This window comes from Thermosynechococcus sp. Uc (assembly GCF_029335995.1).
Classification (GTDB): Bacteria; Cyanobacteriota; Cyanobacteriia; order Thermosynechococcales; family Thermosynechococcaceae; genus Thermosynechococcus.
Genome location: NZ_JARJMS020000026.1, coordinates 1 through 18,125, shown reverse-complemented (window position 1 = coordinate 18,125; position 18,125 = coordinate 1). Strand labels below are relative to the sequence as shown.

The window sequence follows — 18,125 nt, the reverse complement described above, 5'->3', positions numbered from 1 at the left end:
GCAAATTACTGAGGGTCTTGCCTGGCTAGCAGGGAGGCATGACAGTTTGGGGATTCTCACCACATCAGGGCGGGTGATGGCAGCAGACTTGCGCCCCAATACGCAAGTAGATTATATCGCCACCTATCAAAAACTCTTTGACTTTTCGATGCCGCGGGAGCGGGTGATTGTCATTTGTACCGCTGGTCAACTCTCAATTACGCAGGAAGTGCTCACCCCCATTCGCTCTGATCTCAAGGGCGAATTGGAGTATTGTCTTAACTCACTGCCCAATATGTACGAAGCGGCGCGTTATGTCGGCGGCAAACTGCGGGAAGTCACTGAAAGCCATCGCCTTTCTCTTGGGGGACAAGAACCCTACCTCTACTTCATCTATAGTCAGGACAATTTTCTGCAAGCCACACCAGAAACCCCTTTTCTCCAGGTGGGTGAGACAAAGTATGACAAGCCGATTTTAGCCCGCACATTGCGCTTCGATACCGCCGTGGATGCGGGACTGCTCACCCTTGATTCAACAATGAAATCCAATATCTCCGTCGGCTCCCCTCTTGACCTAATCCTGTACCGTACTGATAACTTTGAGATGAGATCTATCACTGCGCCGAATTTCTCTTAGCTGATCCCTTTTTGGCAAGGGTGCGGCAATTCTGGGAGACATCGTTGCGGCGTACCTTCGAGGAAATACCCGACATTCAATGGAATCGGCGCCAGCTTTCCCCTACCTCCTCAATGGTGCTGCCAACACCGGTAACCCTCGTTGCAGAATAGGAGACGCAAGTCATGAGTTCCCTTTCATTGGAGCAGCAAGTAGCCGCCCTCGGTATTGGCTACATTAGGCAACATCTATTCCTGTGTGCGGATCAAACAAAACCCCTGTGCTGTGATAAGGCGGTGGGCTTAGAAGCATGGGAATATTTGAAAAAGCGCCTCAGCGAATTGGGATTGGATCAACCTAGCCCCCAAGGCTGCATTTTTCGCACAAAGGTACATTGTCTGCGGGTATGCCAACGGGGGCCAATTCTAGCAGTGTATCCCGATGGGGTATGGTATCACTCGGCAACACCGCCGGTTATTGAGCGGGTGATTCAGGAGCATGTGCTGGGGGGGCAGATTGTCCAAGAGTATCTACTGGCGTCACCATCGCCCGCAAGAGCAGGCGATCGCCCCACCAATAGCCCGCATGGGTAATGCGCACGGGTGTACCTTCCGCTAACGGTGCGCGATCGCTCTGGTGCTGGCGCGGATCAAAGGGAACACACTCCCCCACCTCACCAATCCTCTTGACCCCCCACAGTTCTAGCAGTTGAAACACCGGCTTGACTAGGGGCAAAATTCGCTGAGCCGGCACTGCGGGGTTTTGTTGCGCCGCATAGGCAGCCGTGGGCCAGAAGCGCAGAAAGGGTTCAAGGATCTGCAGGGCTTGGTATTGCAGCGCCGCCTCAGGGGTGGCTTCCCCATAGAACCACTGCAAGAATTCCAAGGGAGTGACCCCAAGCACCTGGGCGAGGCGCTCTAGGGTTTCAAGGCGCAAGCGGTGTAGTTCTCCCAACCAAATGGCATTGGCTTGCTGCCGCGTAAATCCCCTACGGCGCAGTTGACTCTTGCGGCTAATGCCGGCCATCGCAAGGCGGGCTTGCAGGCGCTGGCTCATGGCTCTAGCTCTAGTCGCTGCCCTGTGGTGGCATCAAAAAAGTGCAGATACTGCGGATCAGGGCGCAAATACAGGCGATCGCCCCGCCGAATAGGCTGTTGCCCCGGCAAGCGCACCCGCAAGGTTTCTCCTGTCGCAATCAGGTGCACTGCTAGCCCCGTTTCATGGCCTAGGGCTTCCACTAGATCCACTTGAACAGGGAAGGTACCGACTTCTTCAACTGTGGCCAACGCAAAATGTTCAGGACGAATCCCCAACCACACCTTCGATGCCGAGGGTAAAGGCTGGCTCAAGGGCAACTGCCAATGGTGGTACTGTATCTTTCCTGGGCTCAGGGTGACGGCTAAAAAATTCATCGGTGGTGAGCCAATAAACTCGGCAACAAAACGGTTGGCAGGGCGTTGATATAGGTCTAAAGGGGTGGCAATTTGTTGAATTTTGCCTCGATGGAGCACGACAATGCGATCGCCCATGGTCATTGCTTCCGTTTGATCGTGGGTCACATAGATTGTCGTAATGCCCAATTGTTGCTGAAGTTGGACAATTTGGCTGCGGGTTTCGGTGCGCAGCTTGGCATCGAGGTTTGAGAGGGGTTCATCCATTAAAAAGACTTGCGGGTTCCGTGCCATGGCGCGTCCTAGCGCCACCCGCTGTTTTTGACCACCAGAGAGCTGTTTAGGATAGCGATTTAGCAGGGAATCAATTTGTAACATCTCGGCAATCTGCATCACCCGCTGGTGAATTGCCCGCTCACGGGAAAAAGAGAGTTGCAGTGGTTTAGGGAGCGATCGCGTCCAGCGGGTCAGGGCTGCTTCCAGCGGCGCGGGCAGAACCCCCTTCAATTGGGTAGTGCGGCGCAGACCAAAGGCCAAATTGTCATAGACCGTCAGGTGGGGATAGAGGGCATAGCTTTGAAAGACCATGGCAATATCCCGCACTTTGGGCGGCAAGCCATTGACTATGCGATCGCCCACCCAAATCGTGCCCGTGGTTGGCTCATCCAAACCGGCAATGAGCCGCAGCAGCGTACTCTTGCCACACCCTGAAGGCCCCACCAGTACCAAAAACTCGCCCGCAGCAACCCTCAGATCAATTCCCTGCAGCACTGTAACCTCATGACCGCGCTGGGAGTCGCGATAGACCTTGGTCAATTGTTCAAGGCGTACACCCGTCACGATTGCTGTCCTAGAGGGGCTAATTGGCTAGAATCCCACACTGGGGCTAATCTGACAAGGTGTCTAGGCAAGGTGCAGATTTAAAACTGAGCGGGGGGCGCGGCGCACCCGTGCCCGAATTGTCGGTAGTCCGAGACGTTGGCAGGCTGCGTAGCGATGACACCCCGAAAAGCCGTAGTATTGGCCTTCGACTTCCAGCACTTCAATGGGTTCCTGCTGACCAATTTCCGCAATCGAGGCCATGAGCGCCTCTACTTTGGCGGGATCCGTTTGCCGTAGCAAGGGACGACGAATGGCGTTGAGGGGCAAATCCAAAACTCGCATTGGCTTATCCAAACTCGTTATGAGTTTATTTTAGCAATTGATCCACAACTGGCAACAAGATTCCCTTGAATAACTTCTTAACTTTGCAGTATGAAGGTAGGGGTGGGCGTTTAACTGTTCATTGTGCAGTTTACACAAGGTTTTCTATGGGTTTGCAACGTCGCCGCTTCCTAACCCTTGCCGCCGCTGGTATGGGGACAGCTCTTTTTCCCCAAGGATTGCAACTGCTTTACCAGCGGGCAGCCCAAGGGCTGCCGATTACCACGCGGGGGTTTGGCCCACTGGTAAAAGACCCCAAGGGGCTTTTGGATTTGCCGGCGGGGTTTCAGTATCGCGTCTTCTCAAAACTAGGCGATCGCCTGAGTGATGGCACCCCTGTCCCCACCCTCCACGATGGCATGGCCGCCTTCCCTGGCCCCAATGGCACGACCATCCTTGTACGCAACCATGAAATGTATCCTGGCCTTCCCCGTGCCTTTCAGGGGGTCGTGGCTCCCAAAGACAGAATGTATGACCCCCTTGCCCCCGGTGGTACCACCACGCTGGTTATCAGCAAAGATCGCCAACTCCTAAAGCATTACGTTTCCTTGGCGGGAACCTCTCGCAACTGTGGGGGCGGCAAAACCCCTTGGGGGAGTTGGATTAGCTGTGAGGAGACCACGGCCACCCCGACGCAGCCAGGTCAGCACGGCCCTGTTCAAAAACGCCATGGCTATGCCTTTGAAGTCCCCATTGCCGCTAACGGCCCGGTCAACCCCGTGCCTCTAAAAGCCATGGGTCGCTTTCAGCGGGAGGCGATCGCCATCGATCCAAAAACACATATCGTCTATCAGACAGAGGATCGGGGGGATAGTCTCTTTTACCGCTTTATTCCTAAAGAACCGCGAAACCTTGCCGCTGGCGGCGAGCTACAGGCACTGAAAATTAAAAGTGCTCCCAAACTGAACACTGGTCAAGGCTTGCCGCGTCGGCAACCTTTTGAGGTGGAGTGGGTACCGATTGCCGATCCTGATCCCGCTACGGATACAGTGCGCTACCAAGGCTATGAGAAGGGGGCTGCTCGGTTTGTGCGCAGTGAAGGCCTCTGCTATGCCAACGGCGCCTTTTACTTTACAGCCACCAGTGGCGGGCAAAAGCAGCTGGGGCAAATCTGGTGTTATCGTCCCGGTCGCACCTCAACAGCGGGTGGTACGATTGAACTGTTTGTTGAGTCTGCGGGTAAAGACGTTCTTGATTATCCCGATAACTTGACAATGGCTCCTTGGGGAGATCTCATTTGCTGTGAAGATGGCAATGATCGCACCAACCGCCTAGTGGGGATCACGCCCCAAGGACAGCTCTACACCTTTGCCCGCAATGCCCTCAATGATCAAGAACTCACAGGGGTTTGCTTCTCACCCGATGGCCAAACCCTGTTTGTCAATCTCTACCATCCGGGGATGACCTTTGCCATTTGGGGGCCGTGGCATCGCCGAAGTTAATGCCCATAGAAAAAAGGAGTCAAGTTATCCTTGACTCCCTCGCTATTTTCCTACTGACTTAACTCAGCACTTCCGCCCACTGTGATTGCTGCTTTAGCTGAGAGCCACATAGGAGCGATCGTAGGTGGCACCAAACACGGGGTTAATTTTTCCTTGGATTTGGCTCCAGTAGTGAGCGGCTGTCACAGGCATGCCGATTGCTTCTGCCATACGGGCAAGGAGGGTTTGTTCACGGCTTTTAATCATCACATGATGTGCCATGGCCAAGGAGCGAGCCATGTCGTTAACCGTTGCCGTCATGGGCACAGAAGCCACGCTATCGGCCAAGCGAGCAGCGGGAACGCCTGCAGGCTGTTTGCCTTTTTGATACTTAACCCCACGGTAGGTCATGATTTTTAAGGATTCTTCGGGAGGATGCGTCACAGGAGCCACTCGGTAGGTGCTACCGCGATACTTGGCCACCACATCCGTTGCTTGGGTGTTGATCGCTGGAGGAACGTAGTTGTATTGGACGCCGCGATAAGTAAGAGTAGTCATCGTTTTCGCCCCATTTTGAATACAAAGTGAACTGCCTGAGGCGCGTTCCTTCGGGATTTTTTCCCTACTTCCGTCCCTCGCGAAGGTACAACGCTGACAATTAAACTCGGTCTGAAAAGCGCTTACTGATGCCCTGCGAGAGATGAACGATTGATTTCTGTATCTAATTTAACAGTTTCTCGATCTTAAAACAAGCTGTTCATCGAAATTTACAATCGTCAAGTCACGACTCCCCTAAGAAGGTCATGGGCTGAAAAAATAAAAAGGCCAATCCAGCGGATTGACCCAATTGAATGATTTCTGAAGGTTTATCGAGAAGTGGCTTTAGCCCTCTGCTAGGGGATAGACACTCACACGCTTGCGATTTTTGCCATAGCGCTCAAACGTGACCACACCCGCAATCGTCGCAAAAAGAGTGTCATCACTGCCGCGGCCGACGTTGACCCCAGGGTGAAACTTTGTCCCCCGCTGCCGCACAAGAATGTGACCTGCTTTAACCACTTCACCACCAAAGCGCTTGACGCCTAGACGTTGGGCATTTGAGTCGCGACCATTGCGTGTGCTACCTGTTCCTTTCTTGTGTGCCATGTTAACCTCCTAGGGATTCACCGTTGAGACGAATCTCGTTGATCATGATGCGGGTGAGTTCTTGGCGATGGCCTTGTTTCTTGCGGGTTTTCTTTTTCGGACGCATTTTATAGACAATCACCTTAGGACCGCGCCGATGCTCCATCACCGTACCAGAGACAACCGCACCACTGACGTAGGGTTGACCCACGTGAACTTGGCTATCGGTTTGCACCAACAACACCCGTTCTAAATCAATTGTGCTGTCCGGCTCGACGGGAAGCCGCTCCACATCGTAAAATCGCCCGGCTTCAACGCGCAGTTGCTTGCCACCGGTTTCAATGATTGCGTATGCCATAGAAACTAAAAAACTCCTTGCCGTGCAGGTGAGGGGATGCGTGCCTCTTGGAAAACCTGTTCCGTGCAAACTCAACAATTTGCCATCATAAAATTTATACCCTATGGCTGTCAAACCCTGAGCCGACCCAAGGCAGACTGCCTGTTGAACGTTTGCTCAATTCGGGGTGCTCATCGAGAGAGATTTCCTTAAACATGTCTGGATAGTAAAAGACAATGAGAGTAGTCCCAACACCAATGACATCTTCATGGTGGAGGAGAGTGATGTGCTCAATTGGGAGGCCATTGAGGAATGTGCCATTGCGGCTGTGGTAATCACTAATGAAATAGAGGGGCTGCCCCTTAAAGAGAAAGGCGTTGATAACCGCATGCAGCCGCAAGACATAGATATCTTTGAGGAGAATACGGCAATCGAGTTGGCGACCAATGGTCCACTGGCGATCGGGACTGAGAATAACTTCCCGTTTCGGCAAACCACGTTCGCGAATGATCAGCCATGCTTTGGCACAGTTTGATGCTGACATGGATGTCTCCCCTCCTTGTGAGATGCCCTCTACTTCTTTGATTGCCTAGATCACAAATGTGGCTCCATCCCCTTGGGCTGCTTGCCAACTGCGGGCATCAAAATACAAATCTTCTAGGGAAATACTGGCCAGGGCATCCTGCAGTTTTTGGTGCAGACGTTGCCAGAGACTCAAGGTCACCCAATCCGCTGTGCCATCTTCTGGTTGGGGGGGATGCAAAAACAGGGGGGTCGGCGATTCACCAACGGCAGTGAGGATGTCCCGCAGGGAAATGGCGGCGGGAGGACGGGCAAGTTGATAGCCCCCATAGACGCCCCGCAGCGATCGCACCAAGCCTGCGCGCCGCAATTCAATCAAGAGTTTTTCTAGATAGGGGGCAGGAATCTTTTGCCGCTCAGCAATCGCACGCACGGAGGCAGGCCCATAGTTGGGCAACAAGCTCAAATCCAATAGCGCCTTAATACTGTAGTGGCCACGGGTAGTGAGGGTCACGCTGCTTTGCCCACGGTGGTAATGTACAAAACCGCCTCTGTGGGGGGAATGCCTAGAAGGTCGTTGACCTGATCGTCAAAGAAACCACCAATGCCACTGACCCCTAACCCCAAAGCTGTGGCGGCTAAATTGAGCCGCTGTCCGAGGTGGCCAGCATCCATGTGCAGGTAGCGATAGGCTCGTTCCCCATAGCGAGCGATCGCCCGCTCCAGATTGGCGGTATGGAAAATGACCACTGCGGCATCGCGACCCAGATCTTGATTGAGGCAGAGGAAATGCAACTGTTCTTGAAAATTCTTGAAGCGAATCTGGCGCAGCTCATGCTCAGCCACAGCGTAGTAGTAGCAGCCCTCCTCGAGATCCCTGACCCGCGTCACAGCAATAAACGTTTCCACCAAGGTTGGGTCAAAGAAGCTGGGGGCTTCGTCCAGTCCTTGCTCGCGATAGTCCTGAGGATGGTAGGCAAAGGTAAGGAGAGCCGCCAGTTGATCCATCTCAATCCCTTGGCCACTATACCGACGGGTAGAGCGCCGCTGAAGAATGGTCTGCTCAAGAGCGGCTAAATTGTCTTGCCAATGAATGATGGTTTTGTTCAGACTCACCCGCAGGCCAAAGGGGAAGTTATATTTACGGGGGGCGGGTTCAGCAGGCACTTCGGTACTGCCTTTGGCAACGGTTGTTTCTGCTTTAGCCATGCTGTAGATAATCTCACTGTTGACCAGAGCACTGGCACGGTGATAGGCCTTGAGCAACTCACCACTGGCGATCGCCCCATAGTCATAGCAGGTGGCGGAAGCCAACACAGAGGGGAATGTGGATAAGTTTTCCCCCACTTCCAGCAAATTGGCAAGGGCCACTACCGCCAACACCCCCTCCTGTTCTGGATCAAGGTAGAGCAGTTCATTCATTTGCGCATCCACAAAACCACCAATGAAGTGAGCGCGAAAGTCATTGATATTGGCGGCCAGTTCCACGTTCCCCAAAAGATGCCCAAGGTCGAGACAAATGCGGCGATAGGCGCGATCGCCATAACGCCAAGCGGAACGATAGAAAACTGCGGTGACAATCAGGGCAATGTGCGTCCTTTCTAACGCTGGATGCCAAAGACAAGCGGCCTGTAATGCCGACCAAAAATAGCTTTGCCACACCTGCACAAGGGCATGGTCTTTCACTTGGTAGTTGTAAATGCCAGCGGGAATAGCGGTATCGTTGCGAGTGAGGAGATAGATCTCCGCTGGATATAGTCCCCCGGCAGAGGGGGCTGCCCGCATATAAAAGGGTTGATCTGGATAGGGAACTACTCCCGTAATGCCATAGCTACAGTACAACAACCGTGAGAGTCGCCGCCAATAGGGGTGGGCTGTTTCCTTTGCAGGTTCTAAAAACGGCTTCAAGGAGAAGGAATGGCCAAAAGGATAGGTTTTGAACGGATTGGGCTGGCGACTAAAATCCAGCGGTGCAGCCTGTTGGGCTAAGCTCTCAGGGGCATACTTGGTGCGTTCGTGGTAGTGCTGTGCCAGAGAAAGCGGTTGAACCCCCATTGTGGTGCCTCACCAAGTTAAGAAAGCATTAAAGAATGTGAACTTGGCCAATAATTTCCCGTACAGTCAAAAAGGTTTAGGTAGAAATACTTAGTCACAGTACAACACTCTCTATACCATTATGGCCAAATTCAGCAATGAGGAACTATTGGCAGCCTATGCAGCGGGGGAACGGGATTTTCGAGGAAGCGATCTGACGGGTCTGAGTCTTTTTGACACTAACCTTAGCGATGCCGATTTTAGCAACAGTAATCTAGAGAATGCCTATTTGCCCTATTGCCAGTTAAATCGCATTCAGGCAACCGCTGCCAACCTCCGCCACAGTGAATTAGGGGATGCTCAGTTGTATCAAGCCAATCTGACGGCAGCGAATCTTGAAGGCGCAAGTCTTGTACGAACCAATTTGCGGACGGCAAATTTAGAACGGGCAAACCTACAGGGGGCTAATCTACAGGGGGCGGATTTACGCTATGCCAATTTACGACAGGCCAATCTGCGGGGGGCAAACCTGCAACAGGCTAATTTAGAGCGGGCAGACTTAAGGGAGGCGCAGGTACAGCGTTGTAACTTTTTTCGAGCAACGGGCGCCGATCTGTCGGTTGCTGTGTGCGATCGCACAACCATCTATCCCGATGGCTATTTCTATCCCTGAGTTAGGGTAATTAAGGTAACGGGATTAAGGGGCTGGAGGCGGTGGCCTTGACCTAGGGGAACCGAGCGGCTAATTTGCACCTGCAAAAGCTGGGGGCTGATTTGATGGGTCTGGCACCACTGGAGAACTTGCCCTTGGTGTTCGAGGGTCGCGATCGCCAGTACAAGGCGCCCACCGGGTTTCAACTGCGACCAGCAAAAGTCTAGATTAGCCAGTAACTGAGCACCACTGCCGCCAATAAACACGCGATCTGGTGGGGGCAAGCCCCTGAGGCTCTGCGGCGCTACCCCTTGGACAGGGATGAGATTGCTCAAACCAAAAGCGTTGCGGTTGCGCTCAATCAGTTGGAAGCCAACTGCCGTTTTCTCAATGGCATAAACCGTGGCTTGGGGGGCAAGGCGGGCAATTTCTACGGCCACACTGCCGGTGCCGGCACCCACATCCCAAACAGTTTCTACTGTGCCCGTGAGGCCAAGTTCAGCCACAGCGAGTACCCGCACCTCCCGCTTTGTCATCAAGCTGGGGCGATCGCTAAACGTGAAAAACTGATCATCCCCCAAACCAATCAGCGGTTGTTCCCGAGGAAGCAACTGCTGGGGTTGACGTAGCAGCACCACTAGATTCAGCGGATGTATTGGCGGCAGTTCCGTCACCGGTTGGGCTAAATCCCAGGGCAGAATGGCTTCATCTTCACTCCCAAGGGCTTGACACACCCATGCCCGATAGGTCACCGGCAGGTGTAACGCTTGGTATAAACGGCCAATAGCAGCAATATTGGTTTCGCCATCGGTATAAATGGCAATTTTTGCCACCCCCTGTTGCAACAGGGGCACCAACCCCACTAAATCGCGACCATGGGCACTGTAGATGACCGCATCTTGCCAAGGGAGCTTGAGGCGGCTAAAGGCCAACTGTACCGCACTCAGGTGGGGATGAAACGTCAACTGCTCGGGGGCAAAGACTTCTAGGAGCCAGCGTCCCAACCCGTAAAACAGGGGATCGCCACTGGTGAGAATGACCACTTGGGGGTCAGAGGTTGTTTCCAAGTGGTTTTGAATGGCCTTGAGAGTGGCACGAAAGTCCCGTAAACAGAGGCGGGGGATGTCTCCTTGGGGAATCAACTGGAGGTGGCGATCGCTCCCCACCAAGAGCGTAGCCTTGCAAATAATTTCCTGAGCTACTTTCCCCAAGCCTGCTAGGCCCTCTAGGCCAATGCCTACCACATGAATCGGAGTCACACTGGCTCCTCGCTATAGGCCAACTCCAGTAGGGCATTGACAATTGCTGCTGCCACAGGCGATCCCCCCTTGCGGCCGGCAACGCGAATTTGGGGCACAGGGAGTTGCGCCAGGGCAGCCTTTGACTCCACCACGTTGACAAAGCCCACGGGAACACCAATAACGCCCGCCGCAGGCACAGGGGTTTCTTGCAGGCAATCGCACAGAGCTAGAAGGGCCGTTGGCGCATTCCCAATCACAAACAGACCGTAGGGGCAGTGTTGCCAAGCCCGAATCATCCCTGCTGCGCTGCGAGTTTGACCGGGGGCAGTGTGGCTACCATCGTCCAGCGCGGTAATGATTGGGTTTTGAAAGGTACGACTGGCCATTGTTTGAATACCAACACTGACCATGGCCACGTCCGTAATAATCGGCACGCCTGAGCGCAAAGCTTGAGTCATGTGGGCGATCGCCCCCGGCGAAATTTGCAACAGTTCCTTAAACTCGAAATCGGCGGTGCTGTGGATCACCCGCCGCAAAATTACATAGCTAGGGGGATCAAAATTGTGAGCACCGATCTCCCGATCAATGATGGTAAAACTGGCTTGGGCAATTGGATGTAGCAAAGACACAGGACTTTTGGTACAATAACAAGACTGTCTAAACTAGGAGAGATGGCCGAGTGGTCGAAGGCGCAGCACTGGAAATGCTGTGTGGGGCAACTCACCGAGGGTTCGAATCCCTCTCTCTCCGTTCTAAATTGTTGGCTTACTTTCTTTGACATCCTCCAGAGATGCCTACGGCGCTCAGGCGCGGCATTGAGCTGCCCCTGAGTCGCTGCGGTGGGTTCCTGCTGCTGGCAGCGCAATGCTGCTCACTTCACAGGCGATCCGGGCGTGCCCCGCCCTCAACACATTGATTGCGCCAACTAGATCGGCGTTGTTCTCATAGCCGCATTCCACGCACACACACTGGGACTGTGTCCACCGCTTATCCACCGATACATGGCCGCAACATGGGCAGGTGCGACTTGTGTGCTGCGGCAGCACCGCCACCAGCCTCACGAACCACTTGCCGCAAGACTGGCTGAGGGTAACGTTCTTGACCGTGCCCAGAACTTCCCGGCTATTGCGATAACGCAGCCAACCAAGCTTGGGCACAAACAAACGGCTGTTGGCTTGATCGAGTTTGATCTGTGTCGGGTCAGGATAACAGAAGCTGTCCGACTGGCCTTTCTTTTTGGAACGCGGGAATCCAGCCCGCTTGGCGAAGAAGTGGGCGTAGGCGCGCTCAAAATCTTTGAGCGACTGTTGCGGTGGGTGCACTGGTGCCTCTGAGAGCCATTTCGTATCCGTGCTGTGGCGCCACGCGGTCAGCAGTTGGCACAACCCGGCATACCCCAGCGTCGGTTGGCCTGGTTTGTAACGCTCCTTCTGCAACGCCAGAGCCTTGTTGTCAACGAACCGGCACGAGCCAGTAAAGCGGCGCATTTGCCGCTCCTGCTGGCCGTTGGGCATCAGTTCGTATTTGAAGGCTTGGATGCGTCGCATAGGGTGAATTATACTATTGGTCTATGATGGATGACAACAATATTCGGCACGATAGACATTGCGTCTTTAAGATGAAAACCCGCAAGGCGTGGTTTCGGCGTAGCCAAACTAAACCCCAAGGACGGCTGCGCTGTCTGCGCTATCCTTGCCCCGCCCTGTTAGCTTGAGCGGTATGGCGGGGCGTGTCGCGCACAGGGTCAAAACAAAGGGAAAAGTAGCTGCTTTAGAATAGAAAGCAGCACAACCAGTGCCTCAGGAGTTTTAATGCTTAGTTGCTCGCTCTATTGAGGATTCTTAAGAATGCGTTTCCCCTCCGTCCCTTTAATGCTGATTGCCAGTACATTAACCACACTACCTGCCTTGGCCAATTCTGTTGCCATTGGCACCATTCAAGTCAGCCCAGACTTGCGTTCGGCATTGCTGTCGCTGCCCAATCCTGCCGCGAATCCGCATGCTTTACAATCTGTCAGTGATTTAGCAGAGCTTGAAAACCGCCTAGAGATTCTCCCTGTGCCTACTCGCCCGGAACCAAAAGTTTACAGGCAGTTTGAGGAGCCGCGCAATCATCGTGGTCTTGGTTTTAAGGTAGGTATCTAACGCTCAAGGGCAGCGCTTTTGGCAGCGCGAAGTTGGCCACTGTGTTGATCTAGGAAAGCTTGAGCGGCAAGGGCATCCAGTCCTGTCCAGTACATCAGCAGGGCACGTTTCACTTGATAACCACTGCGTTCCAAGAGATCTGCTGCCGCTGCGCGGTCAATCCCCGTGAGATCAGTGAGAATCCGCAGGGCACGATCCAAGAGTTTACGATTTGTAACTGCCACATCCACCATACGGTTGCCATAAACTTTGCCTAGCTGCACCATTACTCCGGTGGAAATGATATTCAGTGCCATTTTTGTCGCAGTACCGGCTTTCAACCGGGTGGATCCAGCAAGGAGTTCAGGCCCTACTAGCAGACGAATGTCAATATCAGCGCTGCGCTGCACCTGATCCGAGGGGACGCACGCCATGAAAATAGTCAGTGTGCCCACTGCTTGGGCGGCATCAAGGGCGCCATGAACATAGGGGGTAGTGCCTCCGGCAGTAATTCCTATCACCACATCTTGGGCGGTAATCTGGCGATCGCGCACCACGGCTGCTCCATCTTCGTAGCGATCCTCAAGCCCTTCAGAACTGCGCACAAGAGCTGCCTCACCGCCCGCGAGAATACCCTGAACCAAATAGGGAGGGGTACAAAAAGTGGGAGGACATTCCGCGGCATCCAAAATCCCCAAGCGACCACTGGTGCCCGCACCCACATAAAAAAGCCGCCCCCCCTGCCGCAGACGGTCTGCTGTGGCGGTGATGGTTTGGGCTAGAGCCTCGCGTGCTTGGGCAATTGCCCGTAAAGTCTGAACATCTTCACGATTAAAGAGATCAACCAGTTCTAGGGGGGTGAGCTGATCCAGATGCTGGCTAGCGGGGTTAATCTGCTCAGTTAAGAGATGGCCACGATTGGGAAGTTCTGAGTGGTCCGTCATGGCCGCGCTGAAATTTCTGCCATTTCAATCACTGTGCCCTCGTAGTCCTTGACTAGAAAATTAAGGGGGCGATCGCTGCGCAGTTTGTAGCGCAACTGCCGCCGTTGAATCCGCAGCAACAGGAGTTCCAAGCACTCACGGTCAAAGCAGACATGGCGCTGACGGTTGCGCTCCCCCTTGCTGGCACCGCTAATCACGTGCAGTTGGGTGTTTTTCTTGAGTTGGTACCATAGACCATCACTGGGGCTAGGACGCCTGGGGCTGCTGTAGCTCAAAGCTGAGGGCACATAGAGGGGATCCATTGAGGCTACACCAAGGGTTTGCTCGTAGTTGTAGTAGTAGTGGAGTGGCACATCGGCGATCGGTAAGTTTAACTCCTGCTCGTAGAATTGCTGCGCGTGCTCTAGATCCGAAACCATGATTGTATAGACTTTGGGGGCACTGGACAAAAAGAGCCACATTGCCCCTGCGTAGCCCATCAGCAGCATGATCATAATTCCTTGGGTGGAGAATACCCCGTCCCAAAGACCATCCAGCCAAGCAAACAAAGGAGGAGTCAACAGCATGCCAATGTTCTAGGAAAGTTTCCTTTTATTGTAGTCAACAGAACTCATCCTAGGTTATTCATCAGCAAAGATATAGTTGTAGAGTTCTTCAGGCTTAGGCTCAGGACTTTCCTCAGCAAAGGCCACCGCATCATCGACAATCGCTTGTACTTTCTGCTCAATGGCACGCAGATCTTCGTTAGTGGCAAGTTCTTGCTCCACAAGGTAAGCACCCAGCTTTTTGATGGGATCGCGCTTCAGCCAGAATTCTTTTTCTTCTTTGGGGCGCAGTTCATCGGGATCGGCGAGCGAGTGACCCCGGAAACGGTAGGTCAAGGCTTCAATCAGGGTAGGCCCTTCACCCGCACGAGCACGGGCGATCGCAGCTTCCGCAACGGTACGTACCGCCAGTACATCCATGCCATCTACTTCCTCGCCCACCATGCCAAAGACCTTGGCTTTCTTGTAGATTTCAATTTCGGAGCTGGCACGCTCATGGGCCATGCCGATCGCCCATTTGTTGTTTTCAACCACAAACAGAATTGGCAATTTCCACAGTGCTGCCATATTCAGGCACTCAAAGAACTGGCCATTATTGCTGGCACCATCGCCAAAGAAACAAGCTGTCACCTGATCAGCCTTGGCATCGCCCATCACTTGACGGCGGTATATTGTCTGAAATGCTGCGCCCAGTGCTACGGGAATGCCCTCAGCTACGAAGGCAAAGCCCCCCAAAAGATGATGCTTGGCGGAAAACAGGTGCATTGAGCCACCTCGACCCTTGCTACATCCTGTAGCCTTGCCAAAGAGTTCGGCCATCACCTCACGGGCAGGAACACCAGCACTCAGCGCATGAACGTGATCGCGATAGGTACTGCACACGTAATCATCAGGACGCATAGCTTTGATCACGCCTGTGGAGACGGCCTCTTGACCGTTGTAGAGGTGGACAAAGCCAAACATCCGCCCCCGATAGTACATTTCGGCACACTTATCTTCAAAGGTGCGCCCCAGTACCATATCTTCATAGAGCATTAACCCTTGCTCGCGGGTAATTGCAGTTTGAGGAATGGACAAAGAGGGCAGACTACGCTCTTGAACCATAGCAGGCAGTGATCAACCTAGGGTAAACGCCATACCAACAGGGCAAGCCGCCGTTGGCATCACCCTATTGTACTCAAATTACAACCCTTTTCTTAAATACAGGATTAAAGGGTCTGCAATCTCCTCCTAATCAAAGGAAATCAGTCCCCCTGTCCCCTGCTGCTCTGAATTTGCTCAGAAGTCCCGCAGATTGGTATGGGATTGCCAAGGCTCTGGATCGCTGCGGCGCCAAAGCAAGGGGGAATAGATGTGGGCGGCAGCCATTGCCTCTGGATCAAAACGTTGTGCTAGGGCTGTTTCAGTAACAGATTGAAGCGTTGAATGCCCAGCATTTGCCTGATGGCGATCGCGGAAACGGAGCGCACTGTCCACCAAATCTTTAGTTGTGATTTCTCTTCCCCTTTTGCGGAGATAGCACCAAGGTTCGTTGCCTCCATCGGCAGCGCCTGTGAGTAACCAATGCAGACCGTGCCCTGCGGCAATTCCCTCTTCTGCGGCTGCGATGAGTGCTTCAAGATCCTCAAGCGGCTCCCTATGGGGAATCGCAGTCAAAATTGCAGCAATGAGTGGTCAACACCTAACTGCCCAAAAGGAAGGCAATGAGGCACAAGCCATAGAGGAGACCAAACTTCACGGCATTGAGAATTTCGCCAAAGAGGGTCTGCCGCAGTTTCCAGCGATCGCTATAGAACAAGGCACTAATCACTTCAGCAACAATCGTCACAATGGAGGAGGCGACAATATCTAAATAGCCCAGTTGACCCGCGGTAGAGGAAACCGCCAAGCCTAAAAGTACGCCAAAGAGAACTGCAATGCTCAGTGTCGCTAGCCGTCGCCACGGATTTTTTAACTGCTCCTGAATCCCAGCGCCTAAGCGATCAAGCAGGGTATTGAGGCGGGTTTGCTGCATATACTCAGGATAGGCAAAGGTTGCTAAAGTGAGCAGAAAGTCAATGCTTGCCAGTATATGTTAAGTCGTGTTACTGATGCGGTCTATTGGTTAAATCGCTATATTGGGCAAGCAGAGAATATTGCTATTTTTTACCCACAGGTCTTTTGAGTCAATGGGATCCCTTGGTATCAATAACAGAGAATTTGCCCTTTTGCAGGAATACTATGGCACTTCACCTATCCTAACTCCATCATCTCCTGTCTGCGGTCAGTATGGGACCCTGCCACATCCATTCGCGAAGTGATTTCCTCAGAAATGTGGCAGTAGGTGAATGCCTTTTACACTGTGGTGCGGGAAGCGGCTAAAGCTCCTGCCCAAGTGGAGATCGTTAGCTTCTTGAAACAAGCCAGTGACTTCTTTGCTAGCGTGATGGATAGTGCGATGAACTACAATGAAGCGTAATACTTTGGTTAGAACAATTTAATTGAGCTGAGACTAGATCAGCCGTATTTGTTCCGGTCTGGGGCATGGCTCCCTTGATGTTTAATACTACTATATTATTATATGTACTATTACTGATTATATTATTATATGTACTATTACTGATGATTCCTAAAAACAGCCAACAGAATTAGAGGCTTCCCTAGGGCTGACGGTGGGCTTGATGCTGCTTGAGGTACTGGCGCCCGTTTTGAATGACCGCTAACATTTCCTTGAATTGGCGTTCCATTTCCGCAAGGGTGCGATCGGCATAGGCATCAGCTTCCTGTTGCTGCTGTTGACATTGATGACGGGTCGCTTGGCGCAGATGGGCGAGTTCTTTTTCCGTGTTTTGCCGTAGTAAATTAATTTCCTCAATGGCACGCTGGCGCATAAACTCCACCTCTTGCTGCACCTGCTGGCGAATTTTCTGCGCTTCTAGTTCTGCTTGCTGGCGAATCCGCAGTTCATCGGCAATTTGGGCAGCGCGTTGCTCTGCGGCGCGGATAATTTCTTGGGCACGGTGCTGGGCTTGTTGAATGATCTCATCCCGTTGATTGAGAATCCGCTGAGCCGTTGTAACCGATTCAGGAATGACCCGCTCAATCTGCTCTAAATGGTTAAGAAGCTGCTCTTCGTCAATGAGCTTACGCCCCGTCAGTGGAATCTTCGTCCCTTCGAGAATGATCAGTTCTTCCAGCTTTTGCAGTTGTTGCAGCAGTTGCAAGGAGGTCGAAGGAACATTACAGGCCTCGTTTACTCCAGTGTTGGTTGAGATGGGATCGGCGTTTGAGTAAAGCATGCTTCTAAATCCTTGGCAACAGTGGCTGGTACTAGATGACGAACATTACCGCCAAATCGGGCAATTTCTTTTACTAAGCTACTACTTAAGAAACTATACTCATTGGACGTGGTGAGGAACACAGTTTCAATTTCTGGCCAGAGGCTTTTGTTCGTGTGGGACATCTGCAGTTCGTATTCAAAGTCCGATAGAACCCGCAGCCCCCGCAGGAGAACTGTTGCCTGTTGCGATCGCGCGTACTCAACCGTCAGGCCATCAAAGGTATCCACCCGTACATTTTTCAAGTGGCCTGTTGCCGCCTGTACTTGTTTAATGCGTTGGCTGACGCTAAAGAGGGCTTTTTTCTGGGGGTTGTGGGCGATCGCGACGATGACTTCGCTAAACAGACGAGCACCCCGCTCAATAATATCCAAGTGCCCTAGAGTAATGGGATCAAAGCTTCCGGGATAAACAGCAAGCATAAGTAGCTCAATGACAAGATGAGAGGTTAAACAGCATCGAGGGAATGCGTAAGACAATCATCCCTGATTTCTAGGAGCAGCGCATACCATTGCTAGATCGGCAGGCCCTCCGCGATCGCTCAGAAATTTTGCAAACGTGCTGTATCTTTACCATCGGCTCTACAGCCAATACCACTACGGGAAATGTATATAGCAATAGAGCGACGACAGTTAACAAAAGTTAATACAACAATTTGTAATTAGAGTATAAAAA

Annotated in this window: 24 protein-coding genes, 1 tRNA gene, 2 pseudogenes and 1 riboswitch; of the genes and pseudogenes, 8 read left to right on the top strand and 19 right to left on the bottom strand. The window is 52.7% G+C overall.

Annotation, left to right across the window (positions count from 1 at the left end):
* Positions 1–76 precede the first annotated feature (76 nt).
* Positions 77–768 (top strand): annotated as a pseudogene (locus tag P3X23_RS02935) (peptidase).
* A 12-nt stretch (positions 769–780) separates the two neighbouring features.
* Entirely contained in the window at positions 781–1,188 is a 408-nt protein-coding gene (locus tag P3X23_RS02930) for a ferredoxin (RefSeq protein ID WP_300872988.1), read from the top strand.
* Here P3X23_RS02930 and P3X23_RS02925 read toward each other — a convergent pair.
* The 3 genes from P3X23_RS02925 to P3X23_RS02915 form a co-directional block, all read right to left on the bottom strand.
* A complete protein-coding gene (locus P3X23_RS02925; RefSeq protein ID WP_300872986.1) occupies positions 1,070–1,651 on the bottom strand; it encodes a helix-turn-helix domain-containing protein in 582 nt (193 codons plus the stop codon). The genes P3X23_RS02930 and P3X23_RS02925 overlap by 119 nt on opposite strands.
* A complete protein-coding gene (locus tag P3X23_RS02920; RefSeq protein WP_367186492.1) occupies positions 1,648–2,826 on the bottom strand; it encodes an ABC transporter ATP-binding protein in 1,179 nt (392 codons plus the stop codon). Before P3X23_RS02920 ends, P3X23_RS02925 begins: the two co-directional genes overlap by 4 nt.
* Before the next feature lie 63 nt (positions 2,827–2,889).
* Positions 2,890–3,150: a sulfiredoxin gene (locus P3X23_RS02915; protein ID WP_300872984.1), complete on the bottom strand. Its 261-nt coding sequence runs from the start codon at positions 3,148–3,150 to the stop codon at positions 2,890–2,892.
* A 146-nt stretch (positions 3,151–3,296) separates the two neighbouring features.
* Between P3X23_RS02915 and P3X23_RS02910 the strand changes: the two genes are divergently transcribed.
* Entirely contained in the window at positions 3,297–4,631 is a 1,335-nt protein-coding gene (locus P3X23_RS02910; protein ID WP_300872982.1) for an alkaline phosphatase PhoX, read from the top strand.
* Positions 4,632–4,724: 93 nt separating this feature from the next.
* Here P3X23_RS02910 and P3X23_RS02905 read toward each other — a convergent pair whose 3' ends face one another.
* The 6 genes from P3X23_RS02905 to P3X23_RS02880 all read right to left on the bottom strand — a co-directional run bounded on the left by P3X23_RS02905 (position 4,725) and on the right by P3X23_RS02880 (position 8,649).
* Positions 4,725–5,168: a DUF4278 domain-containing protein gene (locus P3X23_RS02905; RefSeq protein ID WP_300872980.1), complete on the bottom strand. Its 444-nt coding sequence runs from the start codon at positions 5,166–5,168 to the stop codon at positions 4,725–4,727.
* A gap of 39 nt (positions 5,169–5,207) precedes the next feature.
* Positions 5,208–5,319: riboswitch (Glutamine riboswitch) on the bottom strand.
* A 173-nt stretch (positions 5,320–5,492) separates the two neighbouring features.
* Positions 5,493–5,756: a 50S ribosomal protein L27 gene (rpmA, locus tag P3X23_RS02900; RefSeq protein WP_297051500.1), complete on the bottom strand. Its 264-nt coding sequence runs from the start codon at positions 5,754–5,756 to the stop codon at positions 5,493–5,495.
* 1 nt (position 5,757) lies between these two features.
* On the bottom strand, positions 5,758–6,093 hold the full coding sequence (gene rplU, locus P3X23_RS02895; protein ID WP_300872977.1) for a 50S ribosomal protein L21: 336 nt from the start codon (positions 6,091–6,093) through the stop codon (positions 5,758–5,760).
* Between the two features lie 94 nt (positions 6,094–6,187).
* The gene (locus tag P3X23_RS02890) at positions 6,188–6,616 is read right to left on the bottom strand and encodes an FHA domain-containing protein (RefSeq protein ID WP_300872975.1); all 429 of its coding nucleotides are present in this window, start codon (positions 6,614–6,616) and stop codon (positions 6,188–6,190) included.
* Positions 6,617–6,661: 45 nt separating this feature from the next.
* A complete protein-coding gene (locus tag P3X23_RS02885) occupies positions 6,662–7,108 on the bottom strand; it encodes an Rrf2 family transcriptional regulator (RefSeq protein WP_206199615.1) in 447 nt (148 codons plus the stop codon).
* Entirely contained in the window at positions 7,105–8,649 is a 1,545-nt protein-coding gene (locus P3X23_RS02880) for a SagB/ThcOx family dehydrogenase (protein WP_300872972.1), read from the bottom strand. The genes P3X23_RS02885 and P3X23_RS02880 overlap by 4 nt, the downstream gene beginning before the upstream one ends.
* A 121-nt stretch (positions 8,650–8,770) precedes the next feature.
* Between P3X23_RS02880 and P3X23_RS02875 the strand changes: the two genes are divergently transcribed.
* Entirely contained in the window at positions 8,771–9,301 is a 531-nt protein-coding gene (locus P3X23_RS02875; protein WP_300872970.1) for a pentapeptide repeat-containing protein, read from the top strand.
* On the opposite strand, the gene cbiE is transcribed toward P3X23_RS02875, so the two are convergent.
* Both cbiE and P3X23_RS02865 read right to left on the bottom strand, forming a co-directional pair.
* Positions 9,292–10,539, bottom strand: coding sequence for a precorrin-6y C5,15-methyltransferase (decarboxylating) subunit CbiE (gene cbiE / locus P3X23_RS02870; RefSeq protein WP_300872968.1), 1,248 nt, complete (start codon positions 10,537–10,539; stop codon positions 9,292–9,294). The two genes, P3X23_RS02875 and cbiE, sit on opposite strands and share 10 nt — an antisense overlap.
* On the bottom strand, positions 10,536–11,150 hold the full coding sequence (locus P3X23_RS02865; protein ID WP_300872966.1) for a cobalt-precorrin-8X methylmutase: 615 nt from the start codon (positions 11,148–11,150) through the stop codon (positions 10,536–10,538). Before P3X23_RS02865 ends, cbiE begins: the two co-directional genes overlap by 4 nt.
* Before the next feature lie 36 nt (positions 11,151–11,186).
* Here P3X23_RS02865 and P3X23_RS02860 point away from each other — a divergent pair.
* Positions 11,187–11,271 (top strand) — tRNA-Ser (locus tag P3X23_RS02860).
* A 53-nt stretch (positions 11,272–11,324) separates the two neighbouring features.
* Here P3X23_RS02860 and P3X23_RS02855 read toward each other — a convergent pair.
* Positions 11,325–12,068, bottom strand: a complete 744-nt coding sequence (locus P3X23_RS02855; RefSeq protein WP_300872964.1) for a helix-turn-helix domain-containing protein — start codon at positions 12,066–12,068, stop codon at positions 11,325–11,327.
* Between the two features lie 300 nt (positions 12,069–12,368).
* Here P3X23_RS02855 and P3X23_RS02850 point away from each other — a divergent pair, with 300 nt between their 5' ends.
* Entirely contained in the window at positions 12,369–12,665 is a 297-nt protein-coding gene (locus P3X23_RS02850; protein WP_300872963.1) for a hypothetical protein, read from the top strand.
* Here P3X23_RS02850 and murQ read toward each other — a convergent pair.
* The 5 genes from murQ to P3X23_RS02825 form a co-directional block, all read right to left on the bottom strand.
* Positions 12,662–13,588, bottom strand: a complete 927-nt coding sequence (gene murQ, locus P3X23_RS02845; RefSeq protein ID WP_300872961.1) for an N-acetylmuramic acid 6-phosphate etherase — start codon at positions 13,586–13,588, stop codon at positions 12,662–12,664. The genes P3X23_RS02850 and murQ overlap by 4 nt on opposite strands.
* Positions 13,585–14,154 carry a glyoxalase-like domain protein gene (locus P3X23_RS02840; protein ID WP_300872959.1) on the bottom strand — a complete coding sequence of 190 codons (570 nt, stop codon included), beginning with the start codon at positions 14,152–14,154 and terminating at the stop codon, positions 13,585–13,587. The genes murQ and P3X23_RS02840 overlap by 4 nt, the downstream gene beginning before the upstream one ends.
* A 54-nt stretch (positions 14,155–14,208) precedes the next feature.
* A complete protein-coding gene (gene pdhA, locus P3X23_RS02835) occupies positions 14,209–15,237 on the bottom strand; it encodes a pyruvate dehydrogenase (acetyl-transferring) E1 component subunit alpha (RefSeq protein ID WP_300872957.1) in 1,029 nt (342 codons plus the stop codon).
* Positions 15,238–15,411: 174 nt separating this feature from the next.
* The gene (locus P3X23_RS02830) at positions 15,412–15,789 is read right to left on the bottom strand and encodes a DUF1877 family protein (RefSeq protein ID WP_300872955.1); all 378 of its coding nucleotides are present in this window, start codon (positions 15,787–15,789) and stop codon (positions 15,412–15,414) included.
* Between the two features lie 25 nt (positions 15,790–15,814).
* A complete protein-coding gene (locus P3X23_RS02825) occupies positions 15,815–16,147 on the bottom strand; it encodes a DUF565 domain-containing protein (protein ID WP_300872953.1) in 333 nt (110 codons plus the stop codon).
* A 57-nt stretch (positions 16,148–16,204) separates the two neighbouring features.
* Between P3X23_RS02825 and P3X23_RS11905 the strand changes: the two are divergent.
* A pseudogene (locus tag P3X23_RS11905) lies at positions 16,205–16,456 on the top strand (alpha-E domain-containing protein).
* Positions 16,457–16,591 (top strand): hypothetical protein, encoded by a 135-nt coding sequence (locus P3X23_RS02820; RefSeq protein ID WP_300872951.1) that lies wholly within the window; start codon positions 16,457–16,459, stop codon positions 16,589–16,591.
* Positions 16,592–16,772: 181 nt separating this feature from the next.
* Here P3X23_RS02820 and P3X23_RS02815 read toward each other — a convergent pair whose 3' ends face one another.
* Both P3X23_RS02815 and coaD read right to left on the bottom strand, forming a co-directional pair.
* Positions 16,773–17,411, bottom strand: coding sequence for an ATP synthase F0 subunit B (locus P3X23_RS02815; protein ID WP_300872950.1), 639 nt, complete (start codon positions 17,409–17,411; stop codon positions 16,773–16,775).
* A complete protein-coding gene (gene coaD, locus P3X23_RS02810) occupies positions 17,366–17,872 on the bottom strand; it encodes a pantetheine-phosphate adenylyltransferase (RefSeq protein WP_300872948.1) in 507 nt (168 codons plus the stop codon). Before coaD ends, P3X23_RS02815 begins: the two co-directional genes overlap by 46 nt.
* Positions 17,873–18,125 lie beyond the last annotated feature (253 nt).